Annotated in this window: 25 protein-coding genes; 11 read left to right on the forward strand and 14 right to left on the reverse strand. The window is 68.3% G+C overall.

What is annotated here, in order from left to right:
- Nucleotides 1-6: 6 nt before the first annotated feature.
- Both FOF45_RS04755 and ubiE read right to left on the reverse strand, forming a co-directional pair.
- Complete coding sequence (locus FOF45_RS04755) at nt 7-1,962, reverse strand: M1 family metallopeptidase (protein ID WP_158982849.1); 1,956 nt, start codon at nt 1,960-1,962, stop codon at nt 7-9.
- Between the two features lie 252 nt (nt 1,963-2,214).
- Nucleotides 2,215-3,000 carry a bifunctional demethylmenaquinone methyltransferase/2-methoxy-6-polyprenyl-1,4-benzoquinol methylase UbiE gene (gene ubiE / locus FOF45_RS04760; protein ID WP_158982850.1) on the reverse strand — a complete coding sequence of 262 codons (786 nt, stop codon included), beginning with the start codon at nt 2,998-3,000 and terminating at the stop codon, nt 2,215-2,217.
- A gap of 66 nt (nt 3,001-3,066) precedes the next feature.
- Between ubiE and FOF45_RS04765 the strand changes: the two genes are divergently transcribed.
- The 8 genes from FOF45_RS04765 to FOF45_RS04800 all read left to right on the forward strand — a co-directional run bounded on the left by FOF45_RS04765 (nt 3,067) and on the right by FOF45_RS04800 (nt 9,642).
- Entirely contained in the window at nt 3,067-4,749 is a 1,683-nt protein-coding gene (locus tag FOF45_RS04765; RefSeq protein ID WP_325063844.1) for an MFS transporter, read from the forward strand.
- Complete coding sequence (locus FOF45_RS04770) at nt 4,746-5,837, forward strand: HlyD family secretion protein (protein WP_158982851.1); 1,092 nt, start codon at nt 4,746-4,748, stop codon at nt 5,835-5,837. Before FOF45_RS04765 ends, FOF45_RS04770 begins: the two co-directional genes overlap by 4 nt.
- 34 nt (nt 5,838-5,871) lie before the next feature.
- A complete protein-coding gene (locus FOF45_RS04775; RefSeq protein ID WP_158982852.1) occupies nt 5,872-6,366 on the forward strand; it encodes a GNAT family N-acetyltransferase in 495 nt (164 codons plus the stop codon).
- Nucleotides 6,363-6,818: a nucleoside deaminase gene (locus FOF45_RS04780; protein WP_158982853.1), complete on the forward strand. Its 456-nt coding sequence runs from the start codon at nt 6,363-6,365 to the stop codon at nt 6,816-6,818. Before FOF45_RS04775 ends, FOF45_RS04780 begins: the two co-directional genes overlap by 4 nt.
- A gap of 14 nt (nt 6,819-6,832) precedes the next feature.
- On the forward strand, nt 6,833-7,243 hold the full coding sequence (locus tag FOF45_RS04785; RefSeq protein WP_158982854.1) for a DUF5655 domain-containing protein: 411 nt from the start codon (nt 6,833-6,835) through the stop codon (nt 7,241-7,243).
- 89 nt (nt 7,244-7,332) lie between these two features.
- Nucleotides 7,333-8,034: an AraC family transcriptional regulator gene (locus FOF45_RS04790; protein WP_158982855.1), complete on the forward strand. Its 702-nt coding sequence runs from the start codon at nt 7,333-7,335 to the stop codon at nt 8,032-8,034.
- Between the two features lie 41 nt (nt 8,035-8,075).
- The gene (locus FOF45_RS04795; RefSeq protein ID WP_158982856.1) at nt 8,076-9,152 is read left to right on the forward strand and encodes a hypothetical protein; all 1,077 of its coding nucleotides are present in this window, start codon (nt 8,076-8,078) and stop codon (nt 9,150-9,152) included.
- A gap of 43 nt (nt 9,153-9,195) precedes the next feature.
- The gene (locus tag FOF45_RS04800) at nt 9,196-9,642 is read left to right on the forward strand and encodes an OsmC family protein (RefSeq protein WP_158982857.1); all 447 of its coding nucleotides are present in this window, start codon (nt 9,196-9,198) and stop codon (nt 9,640-9,642) included.
- A 191-nt stretch (nt 9,643-9,833) separates the two neighbouring features.
- Here the strand turns inward: FOF45_RS04800 and hslU are convergent, their stop codons facing one another.
- From hslU to FOF45_RS04860, 12 genes are all read right to left on the reverse strand, one after another.
- Nucleotides 9,834-11,225, reverse strand: a complete 1,392-nt coding sequence (gene hslU, locus FOF45_RS04805) for an ATP-dependent protease ATPase subunit HslU (RefSeq protein ID WP_325063845.1) — start codon at nt 11,223-11,225, stop codon at nt 9,834-9,836.
- Nucleotides 11,226-11,353: 128 nt separating this feature from the next.
- Nucleotides 11,354-11,905, reverse strand: coding sequence for an ATP-dependent protease subunit HslV (gene hslV, locus FOF45_RS04810; protein ID WP_158982858.1), 552 nt, complete (start codon nt 11,903-11,905; stop codon nt 11,354-11,356).
- Between the two features lie 95 nt (nt 11,906-12,000).
- Nucleotides 12,001-12,201, reverse strand: coding sequence for a DUF3079 domain-containing protein (locus FOF45_RS04815; RefSeq protein WP_158982859.1), 201 nt, complete (start codon nt 12,199-12,201; stop codon nt 12,001-12,003).
- Nucleotides 12,202-12,340: 139 nt separating this feature from the next.
- A complete protein-coding gene (gene xerC, locus FOF45_RS04820; RefSeq protein WP_158982860.1) occupies nt 12,341-13,267 on the reverse strand; it encodes a tyrosine recombinase XerC in 927 nt (308 codons plus the stop codon).
- 17 nt (nt 13,268-13,284) lie between these two features.
- Complete coding sequence (locus FOF45_RS04825; protein WP_158982861.1) at nt 13,285-13,953, reverse strand: DUF484 family protein; 669 nt, start codon at nt 13,951-13,953, stop codon at nt 13,285-13,287.
- Nucleotides 13,946-14,830, reverse strand: coding sequence for a diaminopimelate epimerase (dapF, locus tag FOF45_RS04830; protein WP_158982862.1), 885 nt, complete (start codon nt 14,828-14,830; stop codon nt 13,946-13,948). The genes FOF45_RS04825 and dapF overlap by 8 nt, the downstream gene beginning before the upstream one ends.
- Nucleotides 14,814-15,101: an LPS translocon maturation chaperone LptM gene (lptM, locus tag FOF45_RS04835; RefSeq protein WP_158982863.1), complete on the reverse strand. Its 288-nt coding sequence runs from the start codon at nt 15,099-15,101 to the stop codon at nt 14,814-14,816. The genes dapF and lptM overlap by 17 nt, the downstream gene beginning before the upstream one ends.
- A gap of 40 nt (nt 15,102-15,141) precedes the next feature.
- Entirely contained in the window at nt 15,142-15,555 is a 414-nt protein-coding gene (locus FOF45_RS04840) for a YbaN family protein (protein WP_158982864.1), read from the reverse strand.
- A gap of 140 nt (nt 15,556-15,695) precedes the next feature.
- Complete coding sequence (locus FOF45_RS04845) at nt 15,696-17,840, reverse strand: S9 family peptidase (protein ID WP_158982865.1); 2,145 nt, start codon at nt 17,838-17,840, stop codon at nt 15,696-15,698.
- 154 nt (nt 17,841-17,994) lie between these two features.
- Nucleotides 17,995-20,124, reverse strand: a complete 2,130-nt coding sequence (locus FOF45_RS04850) for a prolyl oligopeptidase family serine peptidase (protein WP_158982866.1) — start codon at nt 20,122-20,124, stop codon at nt 17,995-17,997.
- A gap of 99 nt (nt 20,125-20,223) precedes the next feature.
- Nucleotides 20,224-20,529, reverse strand: coding sequence for a hypothetical protein (locus FOF45_RS04855; protein WP_158982867.1), 306 nt, complete (start codon nt 20,527-20,529; stop codon nt 20,224-20,226).
- Nucleotides 20,530-20,744: 215 nt separating this feature from the next.
- Nucleotides 20,745-21,713, reverse strand: a complete 969-nt coding sequence (locus FOF45_RS04860; RefSeq protein ID WP_158982868.1) for a helix-turn-helix transcriptional regulator — start codon at nt 21,711-21,713, stop codon at nt 20,745-20,747.
- 177 nt (nt 21,714-21,890) lie between these two features.
- On the opposite strand from FOF45_RS04860, the gene FOF45_RS04865 reads away from it, so the two are divergent.
- The 3 genes from FOF45_RS04865 to FOF45_RS04880 are packed head-to-tail and all read left to right on the forward strand — an operon-like array spanning nt 21,891 to nt 25,789.
- Entirely contained in the window at nt 21,891-22,451 is a 561-nt protein-coding gene (locus FOF45_RS04865) for a hypothetical protein (protein WP_158982869.1), read from the forward strand.
- 51 nt (nt 22,452-22,502) lie between these two features.
- Nucleotides 22,503-25,577, forward strand: coding sequence for a molybdopterin oxidoreductase family protein (locus tag FOF45_RS04870; RefSeq protein WP_199244430.1), 3,075 nt, complete (start codon nt 22,503-22,505; stop codon nt 25,575-25,577).
- Entirely contained in the window at nt 25,574-25,789 is a 216-nt protein-coding gene (locus FOF45_RS04880; protein ID WP_158982870.1) for a hypothetical protein, read from the forward strand. The genes FOF45_RS04870 and FOF45_RS04880 overlap by 4 nt, the downstream gene beginning before the upstream one ends.
- Nucleotides 25,790-25,795: the final 6 nt, after the last annotated feature.

Consider the following 25,795-nt stretch of genomic DNA (forward strand, 5'->3'; position numbering starts at 1 on the left):
GCGCGCTTACTTCGCCGGCGCAGGTCCGGTGGCGGCCTGCTTCGCCTTGGCGATGGTCTCCTCGACCGAGGCGGTGGTGATCGGGTGGTAGCCCGGTCGCGCCTTGGCGAAGGTCGTCTCGGCCAGCTTCAGACCGTCCGGCGTTTTCACCAGTTCGGCGTAGGTCGGCATGATCAGCTTGCGACGGCCGACGCGCGAGATGAACTCGGCCGCGGCAGTGTTGGCCTGCCCGTAACCGCTGCGCACCGCCAGCGGATACCAGCGCTGTGCGATCTCGCCGTTCGGCGTACCGGTGAAGTGGTAGGCCTTGTCGAGCGCGGCGAGCTGTTCGCTGCTCAGCTTCTCCGGCATGCCATCGATGAAGTGCACCCATTCCTGCGTGCTCCACTTCGCCGTGGCATCGGCGGCGGGCAGCGTGCCGTTGTCGAGCCACGCCTTGCGCGCGGCATCGACCGCGTCGAAACGCGGCGACAGGGTCTTCGGCGCGCTGGCCGGCACGCCCGGCTGGTAGATCCACTCGTCCAGCTCGGCCTCGGTGACCTTGCCCGGATGCTTGTCGAGCAGGTTGGCCTTGGCGTACTCGATGAACTTCGTCGTCGGGATCGACTGGAACGCGAAGTGGTTGAAGTATTCCTTCAGGAACGGATCGAACACGTCGCGGCCGTAGCGCTCCTCGAGGAACTGCAGGAACCATGCGCCCTTGGTGTAGACCGTCGAGCTGCTCGCGCCATCCGGATCGGCCAGCGTGCCCGGGCGCAGCGCCAACACCTGCAGCTTGGGATCGATTTCCTTGTACTCGGCGGCCAGCTCGTTGCGCGAGATGACCTTCTCCATGTCGGCCGCTTCCTTGCCGTACAGGTCCTCGACGATGCGGTTCTCGACGTAGCTGGTGAAGCCCTCGTTGAGCCAGCCGTCCTTCGGCGTGGAGAACGTCACCAGGTTGCCCGACCAGCTGTGCGCCAGTTCATGCGCCACCAGTGAGACCAGCGACTTGTCGCCCACGATCACCGTCGGTGTGGCGAAGGTCAGGCGCGGGTTCTCCATGCCGCCGTACGGGAACGACGGCGGCAGCACGAGGATGTCGTAGCGCTCCCAGCGATACGGACCGTACAGGCGCTCGGCCGTCTGCATCATCTTGTCGGTGTCGGCGAACTCGTCGGTGGCCTTCTTGACCATGCCCGGCTCGGCCCACACGCCGGCGCGATCGCTGATCGGCTGGAAGGTGAGGTCGCCCGCGGCGATCGCCAGCAGGTACGACGGGATCTTCTGCGGCATCTTGAACGTGTAGTCGCCGTCGCGCGCCGCCTTGGGATCGTTGTCGGCGCTCATCAGCACCATCGCGTCCTGCGGCGAGGTGACGTGCGCGGTGTAGGTGAAGCGCACCTGCGGCGTGTCCTGCAGCGGCACCCACGAACGCGCGTGGATCTGCTGCGACTGGCTGAACATGAAGGGCGTCTTCTTGCCCTGGGTCATCTCCGGCGTCAGCCACTGCAGGCCCGAAGCGTCGGGCGAGGTGTGGTAGGTGACGCGGATGCGCGGATTGCGCTGCGGCGTCTCGATGGTGAGCTTGCTGCCCAGCACCTTGTCCTTGTCGGCCAGCGCGAACTTCAGGTCGTCCCACTTGCCGTCGGCGCGCTCGCCCACGACTTTCTCGATCGTGATGTCGCGGGTGTCGAGGATCAGCTGGGTGGCCTTCGGATCGGTCCAGTCGAGCGTGTAGGTCGCGCTGCCGGCGAGTTCCTTCTTGTCGAAGTCGACCTTCAGCTCCAGCGCCAGGTCGTTGATGCGGACCTTGGCCGGCTCGGAGTACGAATACTCGTCGACTTCGGCGACGGCCTTCTGGTCGGCGGCGGCCACGGCGGCCTCCTTGGTGGCGGTGTCGGCCGGAGCCGTCGCGTCGCGCGAGCAGCCGGCGGCGGCCAGGGCAGCGACGAGGCAGAGGGACAGGATCGAAGGACGCATGCGGTAGACCAGGTCTGACGGGTGAGCGGCCGAGTTTAGCGCCTCCGCCGCGCCCGTTCTCGGGGGCCTGGCTCACAGTCCCGCAGGAGCCGGTGCCGGTCGTCGGCTCGCCGCGAAGTGCCGGATCGCGCCACACGTAGCCCGGGTAAGCGCAGCGCACCCGGGGCTTCGGCCGGCATGGAACAAGCCGGGTGCGGCGTGCCGCCTTACCCGGGCTACGAACCTGCCAGACGAGGGAAAGCTTGCCTGCGCTTACACCTTGTAGCCGGTATGGATCGCCACGATCCCCGCCGACAGGTTGCGGTAGTCGCAGCGCGCGAAGCCCGCCGCCTGCATCATCGACTTCAGTTCGTCCTGCGGCGGGTGCTTGCGGATGCTCTCGGCCAGGTACTGGTAGCTGTCGGCGTCGTTCGCGAACAGCTTGCCCAGGCGCGGCAGCACCTTGAAGGAATGGAAGTCGTAGATCGGCTTGAACCACTCCGCCTTCACTTCCGAGAACTCCAGCACGCGCGCCTGCCCGCCGACCTTGAGCACGCGATGCATCTCGCGCAGCGCGGCGTCCTTGTCGGTGACGTTGCGCAGGCCGAAGGCGATGGTCACGAGATCGAACGAGCCATCCGGGAACGGCAGCTTCTCGGCATTCATCTGCACGTATTCGAAGCCGCCGACCTTGCCCATGTCGGTCATGCGGTCGCGGCCGACGCGCAGCATCGCGCCGTTGATGTCGCCCAGTACGATGCTGCCCGCCCCGCCCACGCGGTCGCGCAGCAGCAGTGCGATGTCGCCGGTGCCGCCGGCGAGGTCGAGCACGCGATCGCCACGCTTCACCTGGCAGGTGCCGACGAAGTAACGCTTCCACACGCGGTGGACGCCCATCGACATCAGGTCGTTCATCAGGTCGTACTTGCCTGCGACCGATGAAAACACTTCGGCGACGAGCTTCTGCTTCTCGCCGGTGGGCACGTCGCGGAAGCCGAAATGGGTGGTGCCGGACGTGTTGCCGGAGTTGGCGTCTGACTTCGGGCTGGGGGCGTTCATGCGGCGATTATCGCACCCCGTGCGAGAATTCACCGCCGCCGGCCGCGGGCATTGCGCCGGAGCTTCATGCCCCAGGAGGTCCCCGCGCCGATGAGCCGCTACGCGCCGCGCGAATGGCAGCCGCACGAGCGGCCCGCCCTGCCGGGATCGCCCTCGACCCCGCTGCACTCGCCCTCGCGCCGCCTGGCGTTCTTCGTGGTCGGCGTGCTGGTGGGCATCACCGGCGGCCTCGGCAATGCGCTGGTCACCGCCAACCTGATCAACCTGCAGGGCTCGCTCGGCGCGACCCAGGCCGAGGTCGCGTGGCTTCCGGCCGCATACGTGATGACCAACGTGTCGGCGAACCTGATCCTGGTGAAGTTCCGCCAGCAGTTCGGATTGCGCGCGTTCACGGAGTTCTTCCTCACTCTGTACGCGCTGGTCGCGTTCGCGCACCTGTTCGTGCATGGACTGGGCTCGGCGATCGCGGCGCGCGCCGCGCATGGCGTCGCCGCCGCGGCGCTGAGCACGCTCGGCCTGTACTACACGATGCAGGCGTTCCCGGCTGCACACCGACTGCGCGGACTGGTGATCGGCATCGGCGTGTCGCAGCTTGCCTTGCCGCTGGCGCGCATCTTCTCGGCGGAGCTGCTCGAGTTCGGCGAATGGCGCGGGCTCTACCTCTTCGAGCTGGGCCTGGCGCTGCTGTCGCTGGCCGGTGTGCTGATGCTGCGGTTGCCACCGAGCGATCGCATGCGCGTGTTCGAGAAGCTCGACTTCGCCACCTTCGCCCTGTTCGCGCCCGGCATCGCCCTGTTGTGCGCGGTGTTGTCGCTCGGCCGCATCGACTGGTGGTTCGACGCACCGTGGCTGGGCTGGTCGCTGGCCGGCTCGATCGTGCTGCTCACCGGCGCGTTCGCGGTCGAACACTTCCGCGCCAATCCGCTGATCAACACGCGCTGGCTCGCGAGCGGGACGATGGTGCGGCTGGTCGTGTCGGTGGTCCTCATCCGCATCGCGCTGTCGGAGCAGAGCACGGGCGCGGTGGGCTTCCTGCAGGCGTTGGGCCTCACCAACGACCAGATGCACGGGATGTTCGCGATGGTGTTCCTGGGCTGCCTGATGGGCATCGTCGCCAGTGCGCTGACCATCCGTCCCAACCGCATGATCATTCCTTCGACGATCGCCCTTGGCTGCATCGCGGTCGGCGCGCTGCTCGACACGCATTCCACCAGCCTCACGCGCCCGGCGGACATGTACCTGAGCCAGTTCCTGATCGGCTTCGGCAGCACGTATTTCCTCGGCCCGGCGATGGTGCTGGGCATGGGCCAGGTGATCGGCCAGCCGCGCAACCTGATCACGTTCGTGGTGCTGTTCGGCATGGCGCAGAACCTCGGCGGCCTGTTCGGCAGCGCGGCGCTGGGCACGTTCCAGACCGTGCGCGAGAAGTTCCACTCCAGCCAGCTGGTCGAACACCTGACCCTGATGGACCCGCAGGTCGCCGCGCACGTGCAGTCGGGCGCGAACGCCTACGCGCCGGCGATCGTCGATCCCGCGCTGCGCAACGCGCAGGGAGTGCGCGCGCTCGGCGCGGCGGCTTCACGCGAAGCCAACGTGCTGGCCTACAACGATGTCTTCATGGCGATCGCCGCGGTCGCGCTGCTCACGATGGCGTGGATGCTCGTGCATCGACTGAGCCTGGCGCGCCGCGACCGGCTCGCCGCACGCGCGGCTGCCGCCGCTTCCCCAACGCCTTCGCCTGCCGCATGAACACAACGACGACCGACCCCGCCACTCCCGCTTCGCAAGCCCGCCAACGCCGACGGCGCTGGCAGATGGCGGGCTTCGCGGCGATCGCGGTGGTCGGCGCATTGGTGGTGCTGTACGCGTGGCACCTGCCGCCGTTCCGCACCACGATCCAGAGCACCGAGAACGCTACCGTGCGCGGGCAGGTGACGATCATCTCGCCGCAGCTCGGCGGCTACATCACCGCCGTGCCCGTGCAGGATTTCCAGCACGTGAAGAAGGGCCAGCTGCTGGTGCAGATCGACGACCGCATCTACCGGCAGCGACTGGAGCAGGCACAGGCGCAGCTGCAGAGCCAACAGGCCGCGCTCGCCAACGCGCAGCAGCAGCGACGCAGTGCTCAAGCGGGCGTGCTGCAGAGCGAGGCGTCGATCCGCGATGCACAGGCGCAGGCGCAAAAGACCCGCGCCGACCTCGCCCGCGTCGAGCCGTTGGTGACGCAACAGCTGCTGTCGCAGGCCGATCGCGACCAGGCGCGCGCGGCCAGCACGCAGGCGCAGGCGGGCGTCGCGCAGGCGCAGGCCGGGCTGGAGATCGCTCGCCAGAACGTGCAGAGCGTCGAGGTGAACATGGGCGCGCTGGACGCCGCGGTCGCCAATGCGCAGGCCGCGATACGGCTGGCCCGCATCGACCTCGACAACACCCGCGTGCGCGCGCCACGCGACGGCCAGCTGGGACAGGTGCCGGTGCGCCTGGGCGCCTACGTCAATCCGGGCACGCAGTTGATGGCGCTGGTGCCCGAACGCCTGTGGGTGGTGGCGAACATGAAGGAAACGCAGATGGCGCGCGTGCGCATCGGCCAGCCCGTCCGCTTCACCGTCGACGCGCTCGCCAACGCGGCATTGCGCGGACGCGTGGAGGAGATCTCGCCCGCGACCGGTTCGGAGTTCAGCGTGTTGCCGCCGGACAACGCGACCGGCAACTTCGTCAAGATCGCGCAGCGCATTCCGGTGAAGGTGTCGATCGACGCGGGACAACCGCTCAGCGCGCGGCTGAGCCCGGGCATGTCGGTGGTGGTGAGCATCGACACCGCGGGTGCGGACGATCCGTGATCCGTTGCCGGTGTCCGGCTGGCATGATGCGCGGATGAGCGCACCGCTTCCCACCATACGCTGGCAGGCCGTGCCCTTCCGCGAACTCGACATCGACACGCTGTACGCGCTGCTGCGCGTGCGCTCGGAGGTGTTCGTGGTCGAGCAGCAGTGCGTGTACCTCGATCCCGACGGCAAGGACCGCCATCCGGACACGCTGCACGTGCTCGGCTTCGCCGACGACGGTGCGATCGCCGGATACCTGCGCATCCTCGCGCCGGGACTGAGCTACCCGCAGGTGAGCTTCGGCCGCGTGCTGACCGCGCCGGCGTATCGCGGACGTGGCCTCGGCGATCCGATGATTGCCGCGGCACTCACGCACATCGACGCGCGCTGGCCCGGCGCCGATGTGCAGATCGGCGCGCAGGCGCATCTGCAGCCGTTCTACGCGCGCCACGGCTTCGCCCCGTCGTCTGAGCCCTACGTCGAGGACGGCATTCCCCACATCGACATGCTGCGCGCAGGCGCATCGACGGAGAACCCCGCATGATCGCCACGCCCGACTATCGCGCCCTGCTCGCCACCGCCGTCGAGGAAGCCCGCCAGGGACTCGCGGAGGGCGGCATCCCGATCGGCGCGGCGCTGTACCACGACGACGGACGCCTGCTCGGCTGCGGCCACAACCGCCGCATCCAGGAGAACGATCCGTCCGTGCACGGCGAGACCGACGCGTTCCGCAAGGCCGGACGCCAGCGCCGCTACCGCGACACGATCATGGTCACCACGCTCGCGCCGTGCTGGTACTGCAGCGGGCTGGTGCGGCAGTTCAACATCGGCACGGTGGTGGTGGGCGAATCGGTGAATTTCCGCGGCGGCATCGACTGGCTGCGCGAGAACGGTGTCAAGGTGATCGACCTGGAAGACGCGTCGTGCATCCGCATGCTCGGCGACTGGATCGCGACCAATCCAGAGGTCTGGAACGAGGACATCGGCGAGGATTGAGCCGCGCCGACGCCATGCCCGCCTGGACCTGCCCGGACTGCGGTCGCGTCTTCAACCGCGCCAACACGAAGCACCGCTGCGGCACGGGCGACCGCGCGGCGATGCTCGCACACAGGCCACCGCAGCTGGTGGCGCTGTACGAAGCGCTGGAGGACGCGGTGCGCGCGTTCGGCGGCGTCGAAGTGGTCACCCACGACCGCTACGCGCTTTTCCGCACCACGCGGGTCTTCGCCGACGTGGTGTTCATGAAGGACGCACTGCGGCTGGCGCTGCAGCTCGACCGCGCCTTCGACGACCCGCGCTTCTTCAAGACCGTGCAGGACGCGCGCGGGCGGGTCCAGCAGGTAACACTGCTGCGCGACGGGGCGGACCTGGCGGCCGTGTTGCCCTGCCTGTGCGCGGCGCACACGTTCGCGGGCGGCTGATTCAACCCGGGCCACGCGCGGCGCATCCATCGTTGCAGGCCCGACTTCCGTCACTGGCCCGCCCGCCCCTTCCGCGCGACGATCCCGCCATGCATCCCGCCTCCGGCTACCAGACCCGCCACGACGCCTGCGACGTGCTGGACACACACCGCCACGACGCCGCGTACGCGGCGCTGGTGCTCGACGGCAGCCACGTCGAGGCCAGTGCCGACGGCCCGATCGCCTGCACGCCCGGGACGCTCGTGCTGCACCCGCGCTGGCACGCGCATGGCAACCGGTTCGGCCGGCAGGGCGCGAAGGTGGTCAACGTCGAACTCGACACCGCGCCCGCAAGGCTGCACGTGTTGCGCGTGCCCGACCTGCGCGAGGCCGCGGAGGTGTTCGTGCGCGCGCCGCAACGACTGGCCGAACTGCTCGCCGCATGCGAGGTCGCATCCGCGCCGTCGTTGCCGGCGTGGCAGGTGGAATTCCTGTCCGCGCTGGAACACGACGAACTGGCGATGACCGAACTGGCACGCCGCGCGGGTGTCTCGCTGGCGCACGCCTCGCGCAGTTTCCTGAAGTCGCACGGCATGCCGCCGCAACTGCTGCGCCGCGAACTGCGCTGCCGGCGTGCGCTGGCGCTGCTCGGCGGCGACGCGTCGCTGGCACAGATCGCCGCCGATTCGGGCTTCGCCGACCAGAGCCACCTCAGCCGCAGCCTGCGCGAGGCTACCGGCAACACGCCTTCACGCCTTCGCCGGCAGATCAAATGCGTTCAAGACGCGAACCCGCGCGCGGCCGTCCAATAGCGGCAACGGTGGCATTCCGCCCGCCGAACGGAAGGATCCCGATGCGCTTCCCCCGCCTGAATTCCCTCGCCCTCGGCCTTGCGCTCGCCGCCACCGGCGCGCACGCCGCCACGCCCACCGAACCCGCCTCTTCGACCGAGGCGACCAAGGCCATCGCCGAATCGACCAGCGCCATCCTGCGCGGCGACAGCAGCGCTGCGGTGAAGGCGCTGGCGGCCGCGCCGGCCGACGGCTTCGTCGGCAAGGACGCGGACTATCGCGCCTGCATGGTGAAGCGCCTCGATGCCGCCGCGCCGGTGCACGCCACCGCCGACATCACCGATCCGTTCGCGCGCGGCGTGCTGGAGGACTACCAGGACTATTGGTGGCGTGCGATGGCCGTGCCGGCGCAGCGCGCGATGTTCGAGGCGATGCTGCTGCAGTCGCTACGCAAGCGGCTGGGCGTGTCCGCCGAGGCGGCGAAGGACATGGACGCGGTCGAACCGCTGCTGCAGCAGCGACTGCTCGATCGCGGCTACCACGCGCAACTCGGCCGTACGATGCCGCTGCGCGAACTGATGATGTGGCGCAAGCAGGAAACGAAGCCCTGGCGCGTTGAGCTGCCCGATGGTCCGTACACGGTGAAGGTCGAGCTACTCGACGATTTCGTCAGCCGCGGCTGGACCTCGTACGGACGTTGCGAGCGTGGCTCGGCCGGCGGCTGGGCCACGGCCGAGGCGCTGTACGCCGTGGTGCCGAGCTACACCGAGGGCCTGGACAGCGAAGCATTCCGCGTCGTGTTCCTCGGCCACGAGACGCAGCACTTCGCCGACCAGAATGCGTTTCCCGGCCTCGCGCCGTGGGAACTGGAATACCGGGCCAAGCTGGTCGAACTGGCGCAGGCGCGCGAGGTCAGCGCGAAGCGTCTGGGCTACATGGTCACGGCGCAGAGCGACGACATCGAATCGCCGCACACGTACGCCAACAAGCGCGTGGTCGCCGACCTGACCGCGCGACTGGGCGCGGCGCCGGACACGGTGGCGGTCGAGCGGTTGCAGCAGGCCGCTCGCGAGTTGCTGCTCGAGGACACGGCGCGACGCAAGGGCACGACTGCGCACGCGGATCCTGTCGCGCGATAAGGCGCTATGGCATGGTGGCGGCCCCACACCGCGAGCCGCCGCCATGTCCGAACACATCGCTTCGATCCGCTGGAACCGCAACGGCCAGGCGTTCGATTACGAACACTACCCGCGCGACCACGACATCCGCTTCGAACGCGGGCAGACGCTCAAGGGTTCAGCCGCTCCGGCCTACTTCGGTAGCGCCGATGGCGTGGACCCGGAGGAAATGCTGGTGGCGGCGCTGTCGTCCTGCCACATGCTCACGCTGCTCGCGGTCGCGGCGAAGAAGGGCTGGACGGTCGACACCTACGAGGACGATGCGGTCGGCACGCTCGGCAAGAACGCGGAGGGCCGCATGGCGGTCACGCACGTCACGCTGCGTCCGCGCATCGTGTTCGCCGACAAGGTGCCCGATGCACAGGAGCTGGAGAAGCTGCATGAATCCGCGCACCGCAACTGTTTCATTGCAAGCTCGGTGAAGACGGAAGTGGTGGTGGAGCCGCGCTGAGGCGCGCCCCCTCTCCCTGGCCGCTTCGCGGCCTGTCCCTCTCAGCTCTGCACTCCCTGCGGTCGCCGCAAGGGGAGAGGGACACACACATGCGTGTCGCTGCTGATCTGCTTTTCCTTCTCCCCTCGCGGGAGAAGGTGCCCGAAGGGCGGAAGAGGGGGACGCGCGAAACGCGTACTCAGCCCGTGCGCTTACAGAATGTACCGGCTCAGATCCGGATCCTGCACCAGCTCGCCCAGGTGCGTGTCCACGTAAGCGCGATCGATGGCGAGCGTCTGCCCGTCGCGGTCCGGCGCTTCGTAGCTCAGGGTGTCGAGCAGGCGTTCGAGCACCGTGTGCAGTCGACGCGCGCCGATGTTCTCCTGCCGCTCGTTGACCTGCGCGGCGATCTCGGCGAGGCGCTCCACCGCATCGGCGGTGAACGTCAACCCCACGCCTTCGGTGCGCAGCAGTTCGATGTACTGCGTGGTCAGCGCGGCCTTGGGTTCGGTAAGGATGCGCACGAAATCGTCCTTGCTCAGCGCCGTCAGCTCCACTCGGATCGGGAATCGGCCCTGCAGTTCCGGGATCAGGTCGCTGGGCTTGGCCAGGTGGAACGCGCCCGATGCGATGAACAGGATGTGGTCGGTCTTCACCGGGCCGTACTTGGTGCTCACGGTGGAACCCTCGACCAGCGGCAGCAGGTCGCGCTGCACGCCTTCGCGGCTCACGTCGCCACCGGTCATACCGGTCTCGCTGCGCTTGGCGACCTTGTCGATCTCGTCGATGAACACGATGCCGTGCTGCTCGCACGCTTCGATCGCGGCCTCGCGCACATCGTCCTCGTTGACCAGCTTGCCGGCTTCCTCTTCGGTCAGCTGCGAGCGTGCGGCGCGGATCGCGAGCGTCTTCTTGTGCGTCTTGGCACCGGCGACCTGCGAGAACATCTGGCGCAGCTGCTGGCCCATTTCCTCCATGCCGGGCGGCGCCATGATGTCGACGCCGACGTTCAACGCCGTCTCGATCTCGATCTCGCGGTCGTCCAGCGCGCCGCTGCGCAGCTGCTTGCGCAGCTTGGCGCGGGTCTCGTTGTCCTGCGAGGACGGCTCGTCCTTCGCCGCTTCGTGGGGATTGAACCCGAACACGCTCGGCGCATCGCCCTGGCGGCGTGGCAGCAGCGCATCGAGGATGCGCTCTTCCGCGCGTTCCTCGGCCTGCGTGCGCACGCGCTGCTTGGCCTGCTCGCGGTAGAGCTTGACCGCGGTGTCGGCGAGGTCGCGCACGATCTGCTCGACGTCCTTTCCGACGTAGCCGACCTCGGTGAAGCGCGTCGCTTCGACCTTCACGAACGGCGCGTTCGCCAGCGTGGCGAGGCGACGCGCGATCTCGGTCTTGCCGACGCCGGTCGGGCCGATCATCAGGATGTTCTTCGGCATCACTTCGTTGCGCAGGTCGGCGGGCAGCTGCATGCGCCGCCAGCGATTGCGCAGCGCGATGGCGACCGCGCGCTTGGCCGAATGCTGGCCCACGATGTGGCGGTCGAGCTCCTGCACGATCTCGCGCGGAGTCATGGTGGCGTTGGAGGTATCGGGCTTGATGGGCATGTCGTGGTTTGTCCGGTTCGCTTGCGTCTCAAGCATGCCTCGCGGCGGCGGAGTCGAAAGCGATGGGGATGGAATTCGGGTCCTTCGACGTCGCGCCTGTGGCGCCACGCACAGGACGAACGTGGCGGTCAGAGTTCCTCGACCACCACGTTCCGGTTCGTGTAGATGCAGACGTCGCCTGCGATGTTGATCGCTTCGGTCGCGATGGTGCGCGCGTCGAGCTGCGTGTGCGCGATCAATGCGCGCGCGGCGGACAGCGCATACATGCCGCCGGAACCGATCGCGATGATGCCGTCCTCAGGCTCGATCACGTCGCCGGTGCCGCTGATGATCAGCGATGTTTCCCGGTCGGCGACGGCAAGCAGTGCTTCGAGCTTGCCCAGGCGGCGTTCGGTCCGCCAGTCCTTGGCGAGTTCGACGGCGGCGCGGGTGAGCTGGCCGTGTTTTTCGAGCTTGGCTTCGAACAGCTCGAACAGCGTGAACGCATCGGCGGCGGCACCGGCGAAACCGGCCAGCACCTGGCCGTCGCGGCCGAGGCGTCGCACCTTGCGCGCGTTGGCCTTCATCACCGTGTGGCCGAGCGTGACCTGGCCGTCGCCGGCCACGGCCACGCGGCCATCGCGGCGCACCGACACGATCGTGGTGGCGTGGAAAACGTTGGGGTTCTGGCTCGGGTCCATGCGACCTCCGGGGGAATGCCCATTGGGGTGGGGGCGCGCGTGGACGGGTTCAAGCACCGCTGTCGCGAGCGAGGCGACGGCAGGCCGATGGGCGGTCAGAGCCGGGCGTTCTTCGGGCTGTCGGGCTCGGGTTCGATGCCCCAGTCGAGATACCAGTCCTCGCCCTGCGTCTCGACCGGATGCATCACGCGGCCGGAGCCGTTGCCGCAGGCGAGCGAATCGCCCGGGCAATAGCGGTCGCAGCCCCAGCAGATCCGCTCGGGGTGCTTCGGGTTCAAGGGAAACTTCTTCGCCATCGCCGCAACCTCCGGCCGTCTTTGCGATGAAGGCTAGCGAGCCGCAGCGGCATGGCCTTGATGCGCGTCAACCAGCGCCGTGCAGGCGGTGGCGAGGCCGCGTACGCGCGCTCGCGCGGCGGCGATGTTCAGTCGCGCGTCAGCCCTTGCGCTTCGCGCGCGGGTGCGCGGCGTCGTACACCTTGGCCAGGTGCTGGTAGTCCAGGTGCGTATAGATCTGCGTGGTGGCGATGTCGGCATGGCCGAGCAGTTCCTGCACGCCGCGCAGGTCGCCGGAAGATTCGAGGATGTGGCTGGCGAAGGAATGTCGCAGCAGGTGCGGATGCACGCGCTTGAACAATCCCTGCTGTTGCGCGAGATGGCGCAGGCGCAGCTGCACCGCGCGCGGCGTGATCGGCGTGCCGCCACGACCGGGGAACACCGGCGCATCGCTGGCGGCGCCGGTCGATGCACGCCATTCCGCCAGTGCGGCGCGCGCGTGCGAACCGACCGGCACGCTGCGCTGCTTGCTGCCCTTGCCGAGCACGCTGACGAGCGCGTCGGCCAGGTCGATGTCGCGCCAGCGCAGCGCGCACAGTTCCGACAGGCGCAGCCCGGAGGAATAGAACAGTTCGAGCAGCGCGCGATCGCGCAGTCCCAGCGGCGCGTCGGTCGGCACTTCGACCAGCGCCTTGGCTTCGTCGGGATCGAGCACCTGCGGCAGCTTGCGCGGTGCCTTGGGCGAGCGGATCGATGCGGCGGGACTTGCCGCAATGCGACCCTGCTTCACCAGCCATCCATAGAAGCTGCGACACGCGGACAGGCGACGCTGCAGGCTCTTGGGCGACAGGCCGCGACGATGTTCCGCGGCGACGAAACCACGCAGTTGTTCGACGTGCAGGCTCGCGACCTCACCGCCCTGCACCTGCGCCCAGCCTTCCAGCGCGACCAGATCGCGCTGGTACGCATCGAGCGTGTGCGCGGACATGCGCCGCTCGACCTTCAGGTGCGCGAGGAACGCAGCGACGTTCACGTCGCGCACGCTCGTTGCGTCGTCGGCGGGTGTGCTGGCAGCGTTCGCGGGCATGATCGCCGTGCGCAGGATCAGCCGAAGCGTTTGAGCGCCGTCGCCAGCGACTCGCCCATCATGCGCAGGAACAGCGTGCCCATGCCGGGGAAGAAACGGTTCGTGTCGCGACTGCCGACAGCGACCAGGCCCACCCCGCGCAGCGGCAACAGCGCGGTGGACTGCACTTCCTCGGCGCGCTCGCCGTACAGCAGTTCGTGCTTCTGCGGTTGCAGGCGGCCACACAAGGGTTCGCCATCGGTGAGGCAATCGCGGAACGGTTGCAGGCGCGCATCGTCCTGCGCGACGACCTGCAGCCAGTCGGCGTCCAGGCCTTCCACTGGATGGAACATCACCAGCCGCACCAGATCGCCATTGAAATCCTCCGCCAGGCTCGCGGCCATCGCGCGCAGCGTGTCGGCCGCACTGCCCTGGCGCATCAGCGCCAGCGTGAGCTGGTGCGTGCGCACGGACAGACGTTCGTTCTCCTGCGCGTTGGCGTACAGCTCCTGCAGGCGACGCGAGAGTTCGCGGTTCTTGTCGCGCAGCACTTCGAGCTGGTAACTCGCGAGCGAGGACGCCGACCCTTCCTCGCGCGGCACGACCAGGCTCAGCGCCAGGTCGGGGAACTGCTGCAGGAAGCGCGGGTGCCGGCGCAGCCAGGCTGCGACTTCGTGCGCGCCCAGCTTCTCCGTCGTCTCAGTCATGGGTCCATTCCCCTTCGAATACGAATGCAGTCGGCCCCGACATGGTCAGCGGTGCGTCATCGGCGGGCCACGCGATGCGCAGGTCGCCGCCCGGCAGTGCGACGGTGACTTCGCGATCGATGCGACCGCGTCGCATCAGCACCGCAGCCGCCGCACACGCGCCGCTGCCGCAGGCCAGCGTCTCACCGACGCCGCGTTCGTACACGCGCAGGCGGATGCGGTCGCGCGATTCCACGCGGGCGAAACCGACGTTCACCGATTCGGGGAACGCCGGATGCGACTGCAGCATCGGCGCGACGATCTCGACCGGTGCATTGTCGATGTCGTCGACCTCGATCACCGCGTGCGGGTTGCCCATCGACACCGCGCCGAAAGTGAACACCGCATCGTCGCGGTACAGCACGTACTCGTCCTGCGCGCCTTCGAAACCGTGCAACGGGATGCTGGCCGGCGAGAAGCGTGGCAGTCCCATCACGATGCGGTACGCACCGCCGCCGAGATGGGTCACCGCATGTGCGCCGACCGGACTGTCGAGGGTGAATTCCGCCGGCAGCGGCGCGTTGCGGCGGCGCGCATCGCGCACCACCCACGCGGCGATGCAGCGCGCGCCGTTGCCGCATTGCTGCGACGAGGAGCCGTCGGCGTTCCAGATGCGATAGCGCGCGACCGCGGTGCCGCCTTGAGCGTCCTCGACGGTGAGGATCTGGTCGCAGCCGACGCCAGTGTGCCGGTTGGCCAGCGCGCGGCACAGATCGGGCGAAGGCGCGCTCACGCCACCGCGCAGGTCCAGCACGACGAAGTCGTTACCGGCGCCGTGCATCTTGCTGAAGCGCACGCTCGCGCGCGGCGCCGGCGAGGAATCAACCGCGGCCGCCATCGTCATCACCCTTGGACGGTTCGTCCGTCGGTTCGGTCGGCACCGGCGTGGCCGGGGTGTCGCTCTCCGGTTCGGCGTCGCTGTCCGTCGCCTCGGCCGGCGGCATCGCGACGTTGGGGTTGTCGCCGGGCGGCAGCGTCGACGGATCGACCGGGATGTCCTTCGGCGGCAGGATCAACGGGCCCTTGTTGCCGCAACCGGCCAGCAACAGCGGCAGGGCGAGCAGCGAGAGGACGGCGACCGTGATTCTCTTGGCGGGGCGTGCATTCATGCCCGCAGTGTAGCCCGCACGGATGAACGATTCGACGCCGTCAGCCTTTCGGCGGCGGTTCCGGGCGTGCCCACAGCCAGATCGCGACGACGGTCATGATCGCGGTGCCGGTCGCGGCCATCCACCAGCGCGGCGCGGTGAGGAACATGATCACGGCGCACAGGGCCATCATCGTCACGGCCAGGCCCTTGGCGCGGCGGCTGACCGCACCGTGCGCTTCCCAGTCGCGGATGATCGGCCCGAACTGGCGGTGCGCCAGCAGCCAGTCATGCAGCTTGCGCGATCCGCGCGCGGCGGCGAACGCGGACAGCAGCACGAATGGCACGGTCGGCAAACCCGGCACGACGATGCCGATCAGGCCCAGCGCGAGGGCAGCGTAGGCGAGCAGCCACCAGGCCCAGCGGAAGCGGACCTTGGGTTGCGACGTCGTGGGTGGCGGGGAATTCGTGTTCACGTCAGATCGGATCGAAGTCTCCCTCCCCTGCTGCTGGGGAGGGTTGAGGACGGGAGCCGCATCGCGGCGAGCTCGGGCGCCGGCGCCTTCGTACCCCCTCCCAACCTCCCCCTGCGAGCAGGGGGAGGAGCGGATCACGCTTACTTCGCCGCCGCCGCGGCAGCGGGCGCGCCGGCCAGTCCAAGCTGGTCGAGCATGAAGGCGTACATCTCCGACAACTCGCGGTAGCGGCGGAAGCGGCCCGACTTGCCGCCGTGGCCGGCGTCCATGTTGGTGCGGAACACGACCGGCCCGGTACCCTGGTCCAGATCGCGCAGGCGCGCGACGTACTTGGCGGGCTCCCAGTACTGCACCTGCGAATCCCACAGGCCCGTGCCGACGAACATCGCCGGATAGGCCTGCTTCGACAGGTTGTCGTACGGCGAGTACGACAGCATGTAGTCGTAGTAGTCCTTCTTCTCCGGATTGCCCCACTCGTCGTATTCGTTGGTGGTGAGCGGGATGGTCGGATCGAGCATCGTCGTGACGACGTCGACGAACGGCACCTGCGAGAGGATCACGCGGTACCGGTCCGGCGCCATGTTGGCGATCGCGCCCATCAGCAGGCCGCCGGCGCTGCCTCCGTACGCGGCGACACGGTCCTTCGCGGCATAGCCCTGCTTCACCAGGTCGTCGGTGACGTCGATGAAATCGGTGAAGGTGTTCTTCTTGTGGAACAGCTTGCCGTCGTCGTACCACTTGCGGCCCATTTCCTGGCCGCCGCGGATGTGGGCGATGGCGTAGACCATGCCGCGATCGAGCAGGCTCACCACCGGCCCGTTGAAGCGCGGATCGGTCGAGGAACCGTAGCTGCCGTACGCGTACTGCAGCATCGCGGCCTTGCCGTTCTTCTCGAAGCCCTTCTTGTAGACCAGCGACACCGGCACCTTCACGCCATCGCGCGCGGTCGCCCACACGCGTTCGGTGACGTACTTTTCCGGGTCGTAGCCGATCACCGGCTCGCGCTTGAGCAGCTTGCGCTCGCCGGTGAGCACGTTCACTTCGTACGTCGTGCCCGGCGTGGTCAGCGAGGTGTAGCTGTAACGCAGCCACGGCGTGTCGTGCTCGGAGTTGACCGACAGGCCCATCGCGTAGGCCGGTTCGTCGGCCTTCACGTACTCGTCGCTGCCGTCCGCGCGCAGCACGCGCAGGCGCTCCAGGCCGTCGGAACGCTCGGCGACCACGTTGAAGCCGTCGAACAGTTCGAAGCCTTCGACGAACACGTCGTCGCGGTGCGCCACCCAGTCCTTCCACTGCTTGCGCGAGGTGGCGTCGCTCGGCGCGGTCATCAGCTTGAAGTTCTTCGCGCCGCCTTCGTTGGTGCGGATCACCCAGCGGCCGTCGAGATGGTCGGCCTGGTACTCGACGTCGCGCTCACGCGGGGCGAGCACGGTGAACTTGTCCGGGTTCGCGGCGGGCGCGCAGCGCATCTCGCTCGACACGGTGCTCTCCACGCCGATGCAGATGTACTTGTCGTCGCGCGAGCGGTCGATGCCCATGTAGAAGCTGTCGTCCTTCTCCTCGTACACCAGCACGTCCTGCGAGGACGGCGTGCCGAGCACGTGCTTCTTCACGCGCACGGTGAGCAGCGTTTCCGGGTCGTTCTCGACGTAGAACAGGGTGCGGTTGTCGTCGGCCCAGACCAGGTTGGGCGAGACGCCCTTGACCTCGTCAGCGTAGACCTCGCCGGTCTTCAGGTTCTTGAAGCGGATCGTGTACTGGCGGCGGCCGATGTCGTCCTCGGCCCAGGCCAGGATCGCGTTGTCCTGGCTGACCTCCCAGTCGCCGACGTTGAAGTAGTTCTTGCCCTTCGCCATCACGTTGACGTCGAGCAGGACCTGCTCGGGCGCCTCCATGCTGCCGGCGCGACGGCCGTAGATCGGGTAATCCTGGCCGGTTTCGAAGCGGCTGTAGTACCAGTGGCCGCGCTCGCGGTACGGCACCGAGCTGTCGTCCTGCTTGATGCGGCTGACGATTTCCTCGTACAGCTTGTTTTCCAGCGGCTTGAGCGGCGCCATCACTGCGTCGGCGTAGGCGTTCTCGGCGTTGAGGTAGCCGAGCATTTCCTTGTTCTCGCGCTTGTCGTCGCGCAGCCAGTAGTACTCGTCGTTGCGCTGCGCGCCGTGCGGCGCCTTCACGACGTGCGGCTTGCGCGCGGCGTCGGGCGGAGTGGCGGTGGAAGCAGCGAGGGAGGTAGCGGAGGTGCTCATCAAAAGGGCCGAAAGCAGCAGTTGGGTCGGTTTCATGGATGGGGTCCGGGTCGGGACAGCGCAATGCCTCGTTTCCCCTCTCCCTGGCCGCTTCGCGGCCTGTCCCTCTCCCGCAAGGGGAGAGGGAAGGCACCCACCTCTCCCCTTGCGGGAGAGGTCGACGCGCAACGCGCGGCGGGAGAGGGCGCTCTTACTCGCTCAACTCATTCCACAGGAACGTGAACGCCAGCGCGCTCATGTGCGCGGCCTGGGCATTGTTGGCCGAACCGCCGTGGCCGCCCTCGATGTTCTCGTAATAGCGCACGTCCTTGCCGGCGTCGAGCATCCGCGCCGCCATCTTGCGGGCATGGCCCGGATGGACGCGGTCGTCGCGGGTGGAGGTCATGAAGATGACCGGCGGATAGGTGCGCTTCGCGTCGAACAGGTGGTACGGCGAGAAGGTGCGGATGTAATCCCAGTCGGCGGTGTCGGGATCGCCGTATTCGGCCATCCACGACGCACCGGCCAACAGGTGGCTGTAGCGCTTCATGTCCAGCAGCGGCACCTGCACGACGACGGCGCCGAACAGGTCCGGGTACTGGGTCAGCATGTTGCCGGTGAGCAGGCCGCCGTTGCTGCCGCCCTGGATGCCCAGGTGCGGGGTCGAGGTGACCTTGCGCGCGATCAGGTCCTGCGCGACCGCGGCGAAGTCCTCGTAGGCCTTGTGGCGGTTGGCCTTGAGCGCGGCCTGGTGCCAGCGCGGGCCGTACTCGCCGCCGCCTCGGATGTTGGCGACCGCGTACACGCCGCCCTTCTCCAGCCAGCCCTTGCCGACGCTGCCCGAGTACGCCGGCGTCAGCGAGATCTCGAAACCGCCGTAGCCGTACAGCAGCGTCGGCGCGGTGCCGTCGAGCTTCAGGTTCTTCGGACGCACGAGGAAGTACGGCACGCGCGTGCCGTCCTTCGACGTGGCGAAGTGCTGTTCGATCGCGTTCTTCGTGGCATCGAAGAACACCGGCATGGTCTTGAGCACTTCCGGCTTCGAGCCGATCTGCGCCAGCGACAGCGTGGTCGGCGTCAGGTAGTCGGTGGCGGTGAGCCAAACCGCATCGCTTTCGTCGGCATCCACCGCCGACACGCCCAGCGTGCCGAAGGTCGGCGCGCCGGTGAACTCGCTGCGCTTCCACTCGCCCGGGCCCGGCGTGAGCACGCTCAGGCGGTTCTTGACGTCATCGAGCACGTTGAGCACCAGGTGCGACTTGGTCCAGGCGTAGCTCGACAGCGAGGTGCGTTCGGTCGGCGTGAACAGCGCGGTGAAGTCGCGCTTGCCGGCCATGAAGTCGTCGAAGTTGGTGGCGATGAGGCTACCGGCGGGCCAGGTCTTGCCGCCGGCCTCATACGGTTCGCGCAGTTCCAGCAGCAGCCATTCGCGATGCGTGTTCTTGCTGGCGGAGTTGGGCACGTCGATCTTCGCCAGCGTGCCGTCAGCCTTCCGCAGGTACAGCTCGTCGTTGTAGAAGGCCAGCGAACGGCTGACGAGATCGCGCACGTAGCCCGGCGTGTGGTCGCGCGCCGCGGCGATGTACATGTCGGTCGCCTGGCCTTCGTAGACCACGCGCGCCTGTTCGATTGGCGTGCCGCGCTTCCATTCCTTGACGATGCGCGGATAACCCGAGCTGGTCATCGAGCCCGCGCCGAAGTCGGTGTAGACGTAGACGGTGTCGCGGTCGATCCAGCCCAGCGCGCCCTTGGCTTCGGCACGGAAGAAACCATCCTTGACCCAGGTCTTCGTCGACAGGTCGAACTCGCGCGTGACGTCGGCGTCGGCGCCGCCGCGCGAGAGCGCGATCAGGCAGCGCGAATAGTCGGGTCGCAGGCAATCCACGCCATGCCACACCCAGTTCTCGTTCTCGGCCTGGTTCAGCGCGTCGAGGTCGATCACCGTTTCCCACTGCGGCTTGTCCTTGCGGTACTCCGCCAGCGTGGTGCGGCGCCACAGGCCGCGCTGGTGCTGCTTGTCCTTCCAGAAGTTGTAGTAGTACTCGCCGATCTTCTCCACGCCCGGGATCTTGGCGTCGGAATCGAGGATGCCGCGGATGTCGGATTCGAGCTGTTTGAACTGCGGCGTGGCGGCGAGTTCGCCCTCGGACTTCGCGTTCTGCTCGCGCACCCAGCCCAGCGGCTTGTCGCCGGTGACGTCTTCAAGCCAGGCGTAGGGATCGGTGGATGCATCGGCGGACACGGCGGTGGACTCCTTGGCGGGTGCGGCACCGGCCACGGATGCGGCCGCGAGGCCTGCGGAGATCAGCAAGGTCTGGCAGGCATGCGACAGCTTCGGCATGGGTGCTCCGGGCACGTTGGAAACGGACCCGAACGCTAGCACAGGGCACGGCGTCCCCCGCCGTGCCGGAGGTCCTCCGGCTGTGCCGGATGCGGGCGCTCAGGCCGCCTGCGAATGGCGGCGGCGCAGTACCGGCATGCGCCGGCGGCGGGCCTGGACGCCGGCGCGACGGCGCGTGCGCTGCGCGGACCCGGCTTCGTCGGCCTCGCGTCCCGGCAGGCGGAACCGGTGCAGCGCCCACCACGCGCAGGCCGGCATGGCCAGCAGCCACAGCGGCATCCAGCCGAAGGTCGGGCTGAAACCGCGCGCGGCGGGCAGCAGGACGATGAGCACCGCGCCGATGGCGACGGCATGGCGCAACAGGTGTTCGAGGCCGGGATCGATGTCGTGGCGGGTCGGCTTCATGGCGCGGCTCCAGTGGCGATGGAGCGAGCGTGCCGGCGGGGCATCTCATGGGCTGCGACGGCCCTGCCCCTCTCCCCTCTCCCGACGCGCTACGCGCGTCGACCTCTCCCGCAAGGGGAGAGGTGGAAGAACACCACCCGCCTCCCTGATTCACCCTCTCCCCTTGTGGGAGAGGGTCGGCCAGCGCAGCTGGCCGGGGAGAGGGGCCGAGCGGATCAGCGGTCGTAATTGCTCAACGCCAGCTGCAGCAGCGCGCGCGCCTGCTCGCGCAGCACCGGCGGCTCGATGATCTCCGCGTCGCTGCCGTAATGCATCACGTCCATCAGCAGTTCGCGGCCGGCGCTGTAGGGAATCTTCAGCTCGTAACGTCCGTCCGGCAGGAACCGCCCCTGCTGCTGCGAATGCCAGTGTTCGTCGGCGACCCAGCGCGCGGCCTTGGGAGTGAACACGATCGTCGCCCAGCCCTTCGGCGTGCCCGAGAAGATGCCGTAGCTCGAGGCCAGGTGCTTGTCGAGTTCCTCGTCGGGCACGTCGCGCGCGGCGTCCTCGCCGATCTTCGCCGCACTGATGCGGTCCACGGCGAAGCTGCGCAGCGCGTCGCGGTTGTGGTCCCAGGCGTCGAGGTACCAGTTCTCGCGGTAATGGGTCAGGCGCTGCGGCGACACATGCCGGCGCGTCTGTTCGTCGGTGGACCGCGCGCGGTACTCGAAGCTCAGCTGCTTGCGGTCGAGCACCGCGGTGGCGACCGTGCGGAACGCGGTTTCGTCCAGGCGACGGGTGCGGTGCGGGATCACACGCACGCGCTCGACCGGCACGCGGCGACCGCCTGCGTGTTCGTCGAGCAGCTTCTCGATCCGATGCTGCAACGGCGCCAGCGCGTTCGACAGCACACCGCCGCCGCTGCGTACCAGCAACTGCTGCGCGGCAAGCAGCGAATGCAGTTCTTCCGAACTCAGCCACAGGCCGGGCAGCTCGAAGCGTTCGCCCTCGCTGTGGTCGTAACGGAAACCGGCTTCGCCATTGCCGACCACCGGCGCCATCAGGTAATCGCGCAGGTAGGCCAGGTCTCGATAGACCGTGGCGCGGGAGCATTCCAGGTCTTCCTGAAGACGCTGCACCGTCACCGGATAGCGCGCAGCGCTGAGGATGCGGTGGAGAGCGTGGATGCGTTCGATGCGTTCCATGGCACGCGGGTCGGGAGAATCGGCAGGACAGCATCGCACTGCGACCTGAAGGCCGCCAGTCTCGGACGTGGGGTAACCGTTGTTTAACCCCCCGCACACGATACTGCCGCACCGGATCGGGGGGCTGTGATGGATTGCACGCAAGGATCGCGTTGGGACGCCGTGCTGGCGGCGGCCGTGGCAGTAGCGAGCACGACTGGGCTGATCTGGGGACTTTCCAAGGCGATGCGGCCGATCTGGCCGACACTGGCCGAAGAACCCGCGCGACCGATCCAGGTCGTGTGGCTGCCGCGCGAGGAACCGCAGGTTCCACGCGTTGAAACGGCGCCGGCTCGCACGCGGGCACGCGTCGCGCGCGACACCCCGTCGCCACGCCCGAGCGTGGCGTCGCCTTCCACGAGCAGCACGGCCACGACCGCCGCGCCCGAGCCCACGCGCGCGCTTTCAGCGGTGTACGTGATGCAGGGACGCGATGCGCTGAAGGACGCGGCGGCGCCCCCGGATCCCTTCGCCAATCGCAGCGTGCGCCTGCCCGGCGAGGGCAGCGAGCGCTTCCGCATGCGCAAACCCACGAGCGCCGCGAGCGTGGTCGCCGGCATCGGTCGCATGTTCGGTGCGCGCGATCCGGACGAACCCTGCCGAGAACACCGTCGCAACATCGGCGACCTGGCGCTCGACGGCGACAGCCGCGAGCTGCAGCAGCAGCTGGAATACGAACGCCGCTACTGCCGTCCCTGACCGGCGGCACGGCGCTTCGCATGCGCCGCCCGCGCAGGGCACAATGCCCGGATGCGCGCGCCCGCCGAGCCAGCCATCGATACCTCGCCCGTGATCGGCGACGAGGTCAAGACCACCACGTGCTACATGTGCGCGTGCCGATGCGGCATCAAGGTGTGGCTCAAGGACGGGCAGATCCGCTACATCCAGGGCAATCCCGACCACCCGGTGAACCGCGGCGTGCTGTGCGCCAAGGGTTCGGCGGGGATCATGCAGCACTACTCCCCGGCGCGACTGGACAAGCCGCTGCTGCGCGTGGGCGAGCGCGGCTCGGGCGAATTCCGCGAGATCGAATGGGACGAGGCGCTGCAGATCGCCACGTCCTGGCTGCGGCCGATCCGCGATCGCAATCCGGATGAACTCGCGTTCTTCACTGGACGCGACCAGTCGCAGGCACTGACGGGCTGGTGGGCGCAGCAGTTCGGCACCGTCAACTACGCTGCGCACGGCGGATTCTGCTCGGTGAACATGGCCGCGGGCGGGCTGTACACGCTCGGCGGCAGCTTCTGGGAGTTCGGCGAGCCCGACTGGGAGCATTCGCAGTACCTGATGCTGTGGGGCGTGGCCGAAGACCACGACTCCAATCCGATCAAGCTCGGGCTGGGCAAGCTCAAGGCGCGCGGGGCGAAGATCGTCGCGGTGAACCCGGTGCGCTCGGGCTACGGCGCGATCGCCGACGAATGGATCGGCATCCGTCCCGGCACCGACGGCCTGTTCGCGTTCGCGCTGATCCACGAGCTCCTCAAGGCCGACCGAATCGACCTGGATTACCTGGTGCGCTACACCAACGCGCACTGGCTGGTCGTGCGCAATCCGGGCGGTGCGGATGACGGCCTGTTCGCGCGCGACGCCGAGGGCCATCCGCTGTGCGCCACGCGCCACGACGCCGATGACACGCACTTCGCCCGCGCCGACGCCATCGAAGTCTCGCCGCGCGTCGTCGGCGAGTACGTGCTCGATGACGGGCGTCGTGCCATGCCCGTGTTCCACCTCGTCGTCGAACGCTACCTCGACCCGCAGTACTCACCCGACGCGGTGAGCGAACGCTGCGGCATTCCCGCCGACACGATCCGCCGCATCGCGCATGAACTCGCGGAAGCCGCGTTCGACCGCGCGTTCTCGCTGCCGGTCGCGTGGACGGACGCGTGGGGCCGTGAACACGCGCAGATGCAGGGACGTCCGGTGTCGATGCACGCGATGCGCGGCATCAGCGCGCACAGCAACGGTTTCCATACCTGCCGCGCACTGCATTTGCTGCAGTTGCTGCTCGGCGCGGTGGACGCGCCGGGTTCGTTCCGCTACCAGCCGCCGTTTCCCAAGCCGTTGCCGCCACCGAACCGTCCCGGCAAGGCGCGTCAGGCCAACGGCGTGCTCGACGCCGCGCCGCTGGGGTTCGTGCACGGGCCTGAGGATCTGGTCGTCGATGCCGACGGCGCGCCGCGCCGCATCGACCACGCGTTCTCGTGGGCCTACCCCCTGTCCGCGCACGGCATGATGCACACCGTGATCCGCAACGCCTGGGCCGGCGATCCGTACCGCATCGACACGCTGATGATGTTCATGGCGAACATGAGCTGGAACTCGTCGATGAACACCACGCAGACGATCGGATGGCTGACCGATCGCGGCGAGGACGGCGAGTACCGCATCCCGCGCATCATCTACGCCGATGCGTACGCGTCGGAGATGGTGGCCTACGCCGACCTCGTGCTGCCCGACACCACCTACCTCGAACGCTTCGATGCGATCAGCCTGCTCGACCGGCCGATTTCCGATGCCGACGGCGCGGCGGATGCGATCCGGCATCCGGTGCTGGACGCGGCGACGCAGTCGCCGGGCCGCGACGTGCGCGGCTTCCAGTCGGTACTGATCGACCTCGGCGCGCGCCTCGGCCTGCCCGGGCTGGTCAATGAGGACGGTTCGGCGAAGTACCACGACTACGCCGATTACATCGTGCGGCACGAACGCGCGCCGGGCGTGGGCCTGCTTGCAGGATGGCGCGGCGCGCACGGCGAGATCGAGGCCAAGGGCCAGCCGAACCCGGAGCAGTTGCAGCGCTACATCGAACACGGCGGTTTCTGGCGCAGCGAGATTCCCGAGGACGCGCGTTATTTCAAGATGGCCAACCGTGGCTATCTCGACTGGGCGCAGCGCATGGGATTCCTCGGCCACGCGGATCCGATCGTGCTGCAGCTGTATTCGGAGACGATGCAGAAGTTCCGTCTCGCTGCGCAGGGACACGGTGCGACGCAACCGCCGCCAGTGCATCGCGAGCGCGTCGCGACGTATTTCGATCCGTTGCCCATCTGGTATGAGCCCTTTGAAGGCGCGCAGATCGAACGCGACAACGCGGACGATCGCAGCGACGTTGACGCAAGTCAGACCCGCACGGCCATCACTCCCCCTCTCCCGCTTGCGGGAGAGGGATGGGGAGAAGGCAAAGCGCCCGCGTCGTTTGTCGATAAGGCTTCACCCCTCCCCAACCCTCCCCTGCAAGCAGGGGAGGGAGCAGGGCGGCGAGAGGGCGAAGCTCGCGACAGCGCGCCCGCACACCCCTACCCCCTCAGCGCCGTCACCCAGCGTCCGATGTTCATGTACCACGCGTGGGGTTCCCAAAACGCGTGGCTGCGGCAGATCGCCACGCGGAACTGGCTGTACCTGCATCCGGACACCGCGACGCGCTTCGGCATTGGCGACGAGGATTGGATCGAAGTGACCTCGCACCACGGCACCATCACCGTGCAGGCGAAGTTCGCCGCCAACGTGCAACCCGACACCGTGTGGACATGGAACGCCATCGGCAAACGCCGTGGCGCTTGGCGCCTGAGCAAGGACGCACCGGAAGGCCGCGAGGGCTTCCTGCTCAACCACCTGATCTCCGACATCACGCCGCGCGGCGATTACGCCAACGCCGATCCCGTCACCGGGCAGGCCGCATGGTTCGACCTGCGCGTGCGCATCGCCAAAGTCACGCAGGCGACGGAGACATCGCCGCAGTTCGCGCCACTGGAGCTGGGCACCGCCGACGACCAGCCGTTGCGCTACGGCGCGCAGTTCCGGAATTCCAAGGACACCAGGACCCGATGAAATCCATTCGACTCCTCGCCGGCTGGCTGTGCATCGTGCTCGGTTTCGCGGTGATGATCCTGATCAGCTTCGGTGCGTTCGATCCGGCCGCCACGCCCGGCACGACGACCACGCTGCTGCCGGTGCTGGTGAGCATGCTGCCGAGCGTGAGCCTCGGCATCGCGATCTTCGCGCTGGGCGTGTGGCTGATCAGCACCGGCCGACGCCGTTGAGCCGCG

It is taken from the genome of Lysobacter panacisoli (assembly GCF_009765165.1).
GTDB lineage: Bacteria > Pseudomonadota > Gammaproteobacteria > Xanthomonadales > Xanthomonadaceae > Lysobacter_J > Lysobacter_J panacisoli.

Coding starts and splice junctions, on each gene's coding strand:
- FOF45_RS04815 (WP_158982859.1), bottom strand. CDS start 12,201: ATGGCGAAGAAGTTTCCCTTGAACCCGAAGCACCCCGAGCGGATCTGC.
- FOF45_RS04800 (WP_158982857.1), top strand. CDS start 9,196: ATGTCCGAACACATCGCTTCGATCCGCTGGAACCGCAACGGCCAGGCG.
- FOF45_RS04755 (WP_158982849.1), bottom strand. CDS start 1,962: ATGCGTCCTTCGATCCTGTCCCTCTGCCTCGTCGCTGCCCTGGCCGCC.
- dapF (WP_158982862.1), bottom strand. CDS start 14,830: ATGGCGGCCGCGGTTGATTCCTCGCCGGCGCCGCGCGCGAGCGTGCGC.
- FOF45_RS04780 (WP_158982853.1), top strand. CDS start 6,363: ATGATCGCCACGCCCGACTATCGCGCCCTGCTCGCCACCGCCGTCGAG.
- FOF45_RS04825 (WP_158982861.1), bottom strand. CDS start 13,953: ATGACTGAGACGACGGAGAAGCTGGGCGCGCACGAAGTCGCAGCCTGG.
- FOF45_RS04845 (WP_158982865.1), bottom strand. CDS start 17,840: ATGAAACCGACCCAACTGCTGCTTTCGGCCCTTTTGATGAGCACCTCC.
- FOF45_RS04855 (WP_158982867.1), bottom strand. CDS start 20,529: ATGAAGCCGACCCGCCACGACATCGATCCCGGCCTCGAACACCTGTTG.
- xerC (WP_158982860.1), bottom strand. CDS start 13,267: ATGCCCGCGAACGCTGCCAGCACACCCGCCGACGACGCAACGAGCGTG.
- FOF45_RS04795 (WP_158982856.1), top strand. CDS start 8,076: ATGCGCTTCCCCCGCCTGAATTCCCTCGCCCTCGGCCTTGCGCTCGCC.
- FOF45_RS04785 (WP_158982854.1), top strand. CDS start 6,833: ATGCCCGCCTGGACCTGCCCGGACTGCGGTCGCGTCTTCAACCGCGCC.
- FOF45_RS04850 (WP_158982866.1), bottom strand. CDS start 20,124: ATGCCGAAGCTGTCGCATGCCTGCCAGACCTTGCTGATCTCCGCAGGC.
- FOF45_RS04870 (WP_199244430.1), top strand. CDS start 22,503: ATGCGCGCGCCCGCCGAGCCAGCCATCGATACCTCGCCCGTGATCGGC.
- lptM (WP_158982863.1), bottom strand. CDS start 15,101: ATGAATGCACGCCCCGCCAAGAGAATCACGGTCGCCGTCCTCTCGCTG.
- hslU (WP_325063845.1), bottom strand. CDS start 11,225: ATGCCCATCAAGCCCGATACCTCCAACGCCACCATGACTCCGCGCGAG.
- FOF45_RS04765 (WP_325063844.1), top strand. CDS start 3,067: ATGCCCCAGGAGGTCCCCGCGCCGATGAGCCGCTACGCGCCGCGCGAA.
- FOF45_RS04860 (WP_158982868.1), bottom strand. CDS start 21,713: ATGGAACGCATCGAACGCATCCACGCTCTCCACCGCATCCTCAGCGCT.
- FOF45_RS04770 (WP_158982851.1), top strand. CDS start 4,746: ATGAACACAACGACGACCGACCCCGCCACTCCCGCTTCGCAAGCCCGC.
- FOF45_RS04775 (WP_158982852.1), top strand. CDS start 5,872: ATGAGCGCACCGCTTCCCACCATACGCTGGCAGGCCGTGCCCTTCCGC.
- ubiE (WP_158982850.1), bottom strand. CDS start 3,000: ATGAACGCCCCCAGCCCGAAGTCAGACGCCAACTCCGGCAACACGTCC.
- FOF45_RS04880 (WP_158982870.1), top strand. CDS start 25,574: ATGAAATCCATTCGACTCCTCGCCGGCTGGCTGTGCATCGTGCTCGGT.
- hslV (WP_158982858.1), bottom strand. CDS start 11,905: ATGGACCCGAGCCAGAACCCCAACGTTTTCCACGCCACCACGATCGTG.
- FOF45_RS04790 (WP_158982855.1), top strand. CDS start 7,333: ATGCATCCCGCCTCCGGCTACCAGACCCGCCACGACGCCTGCGACGTG.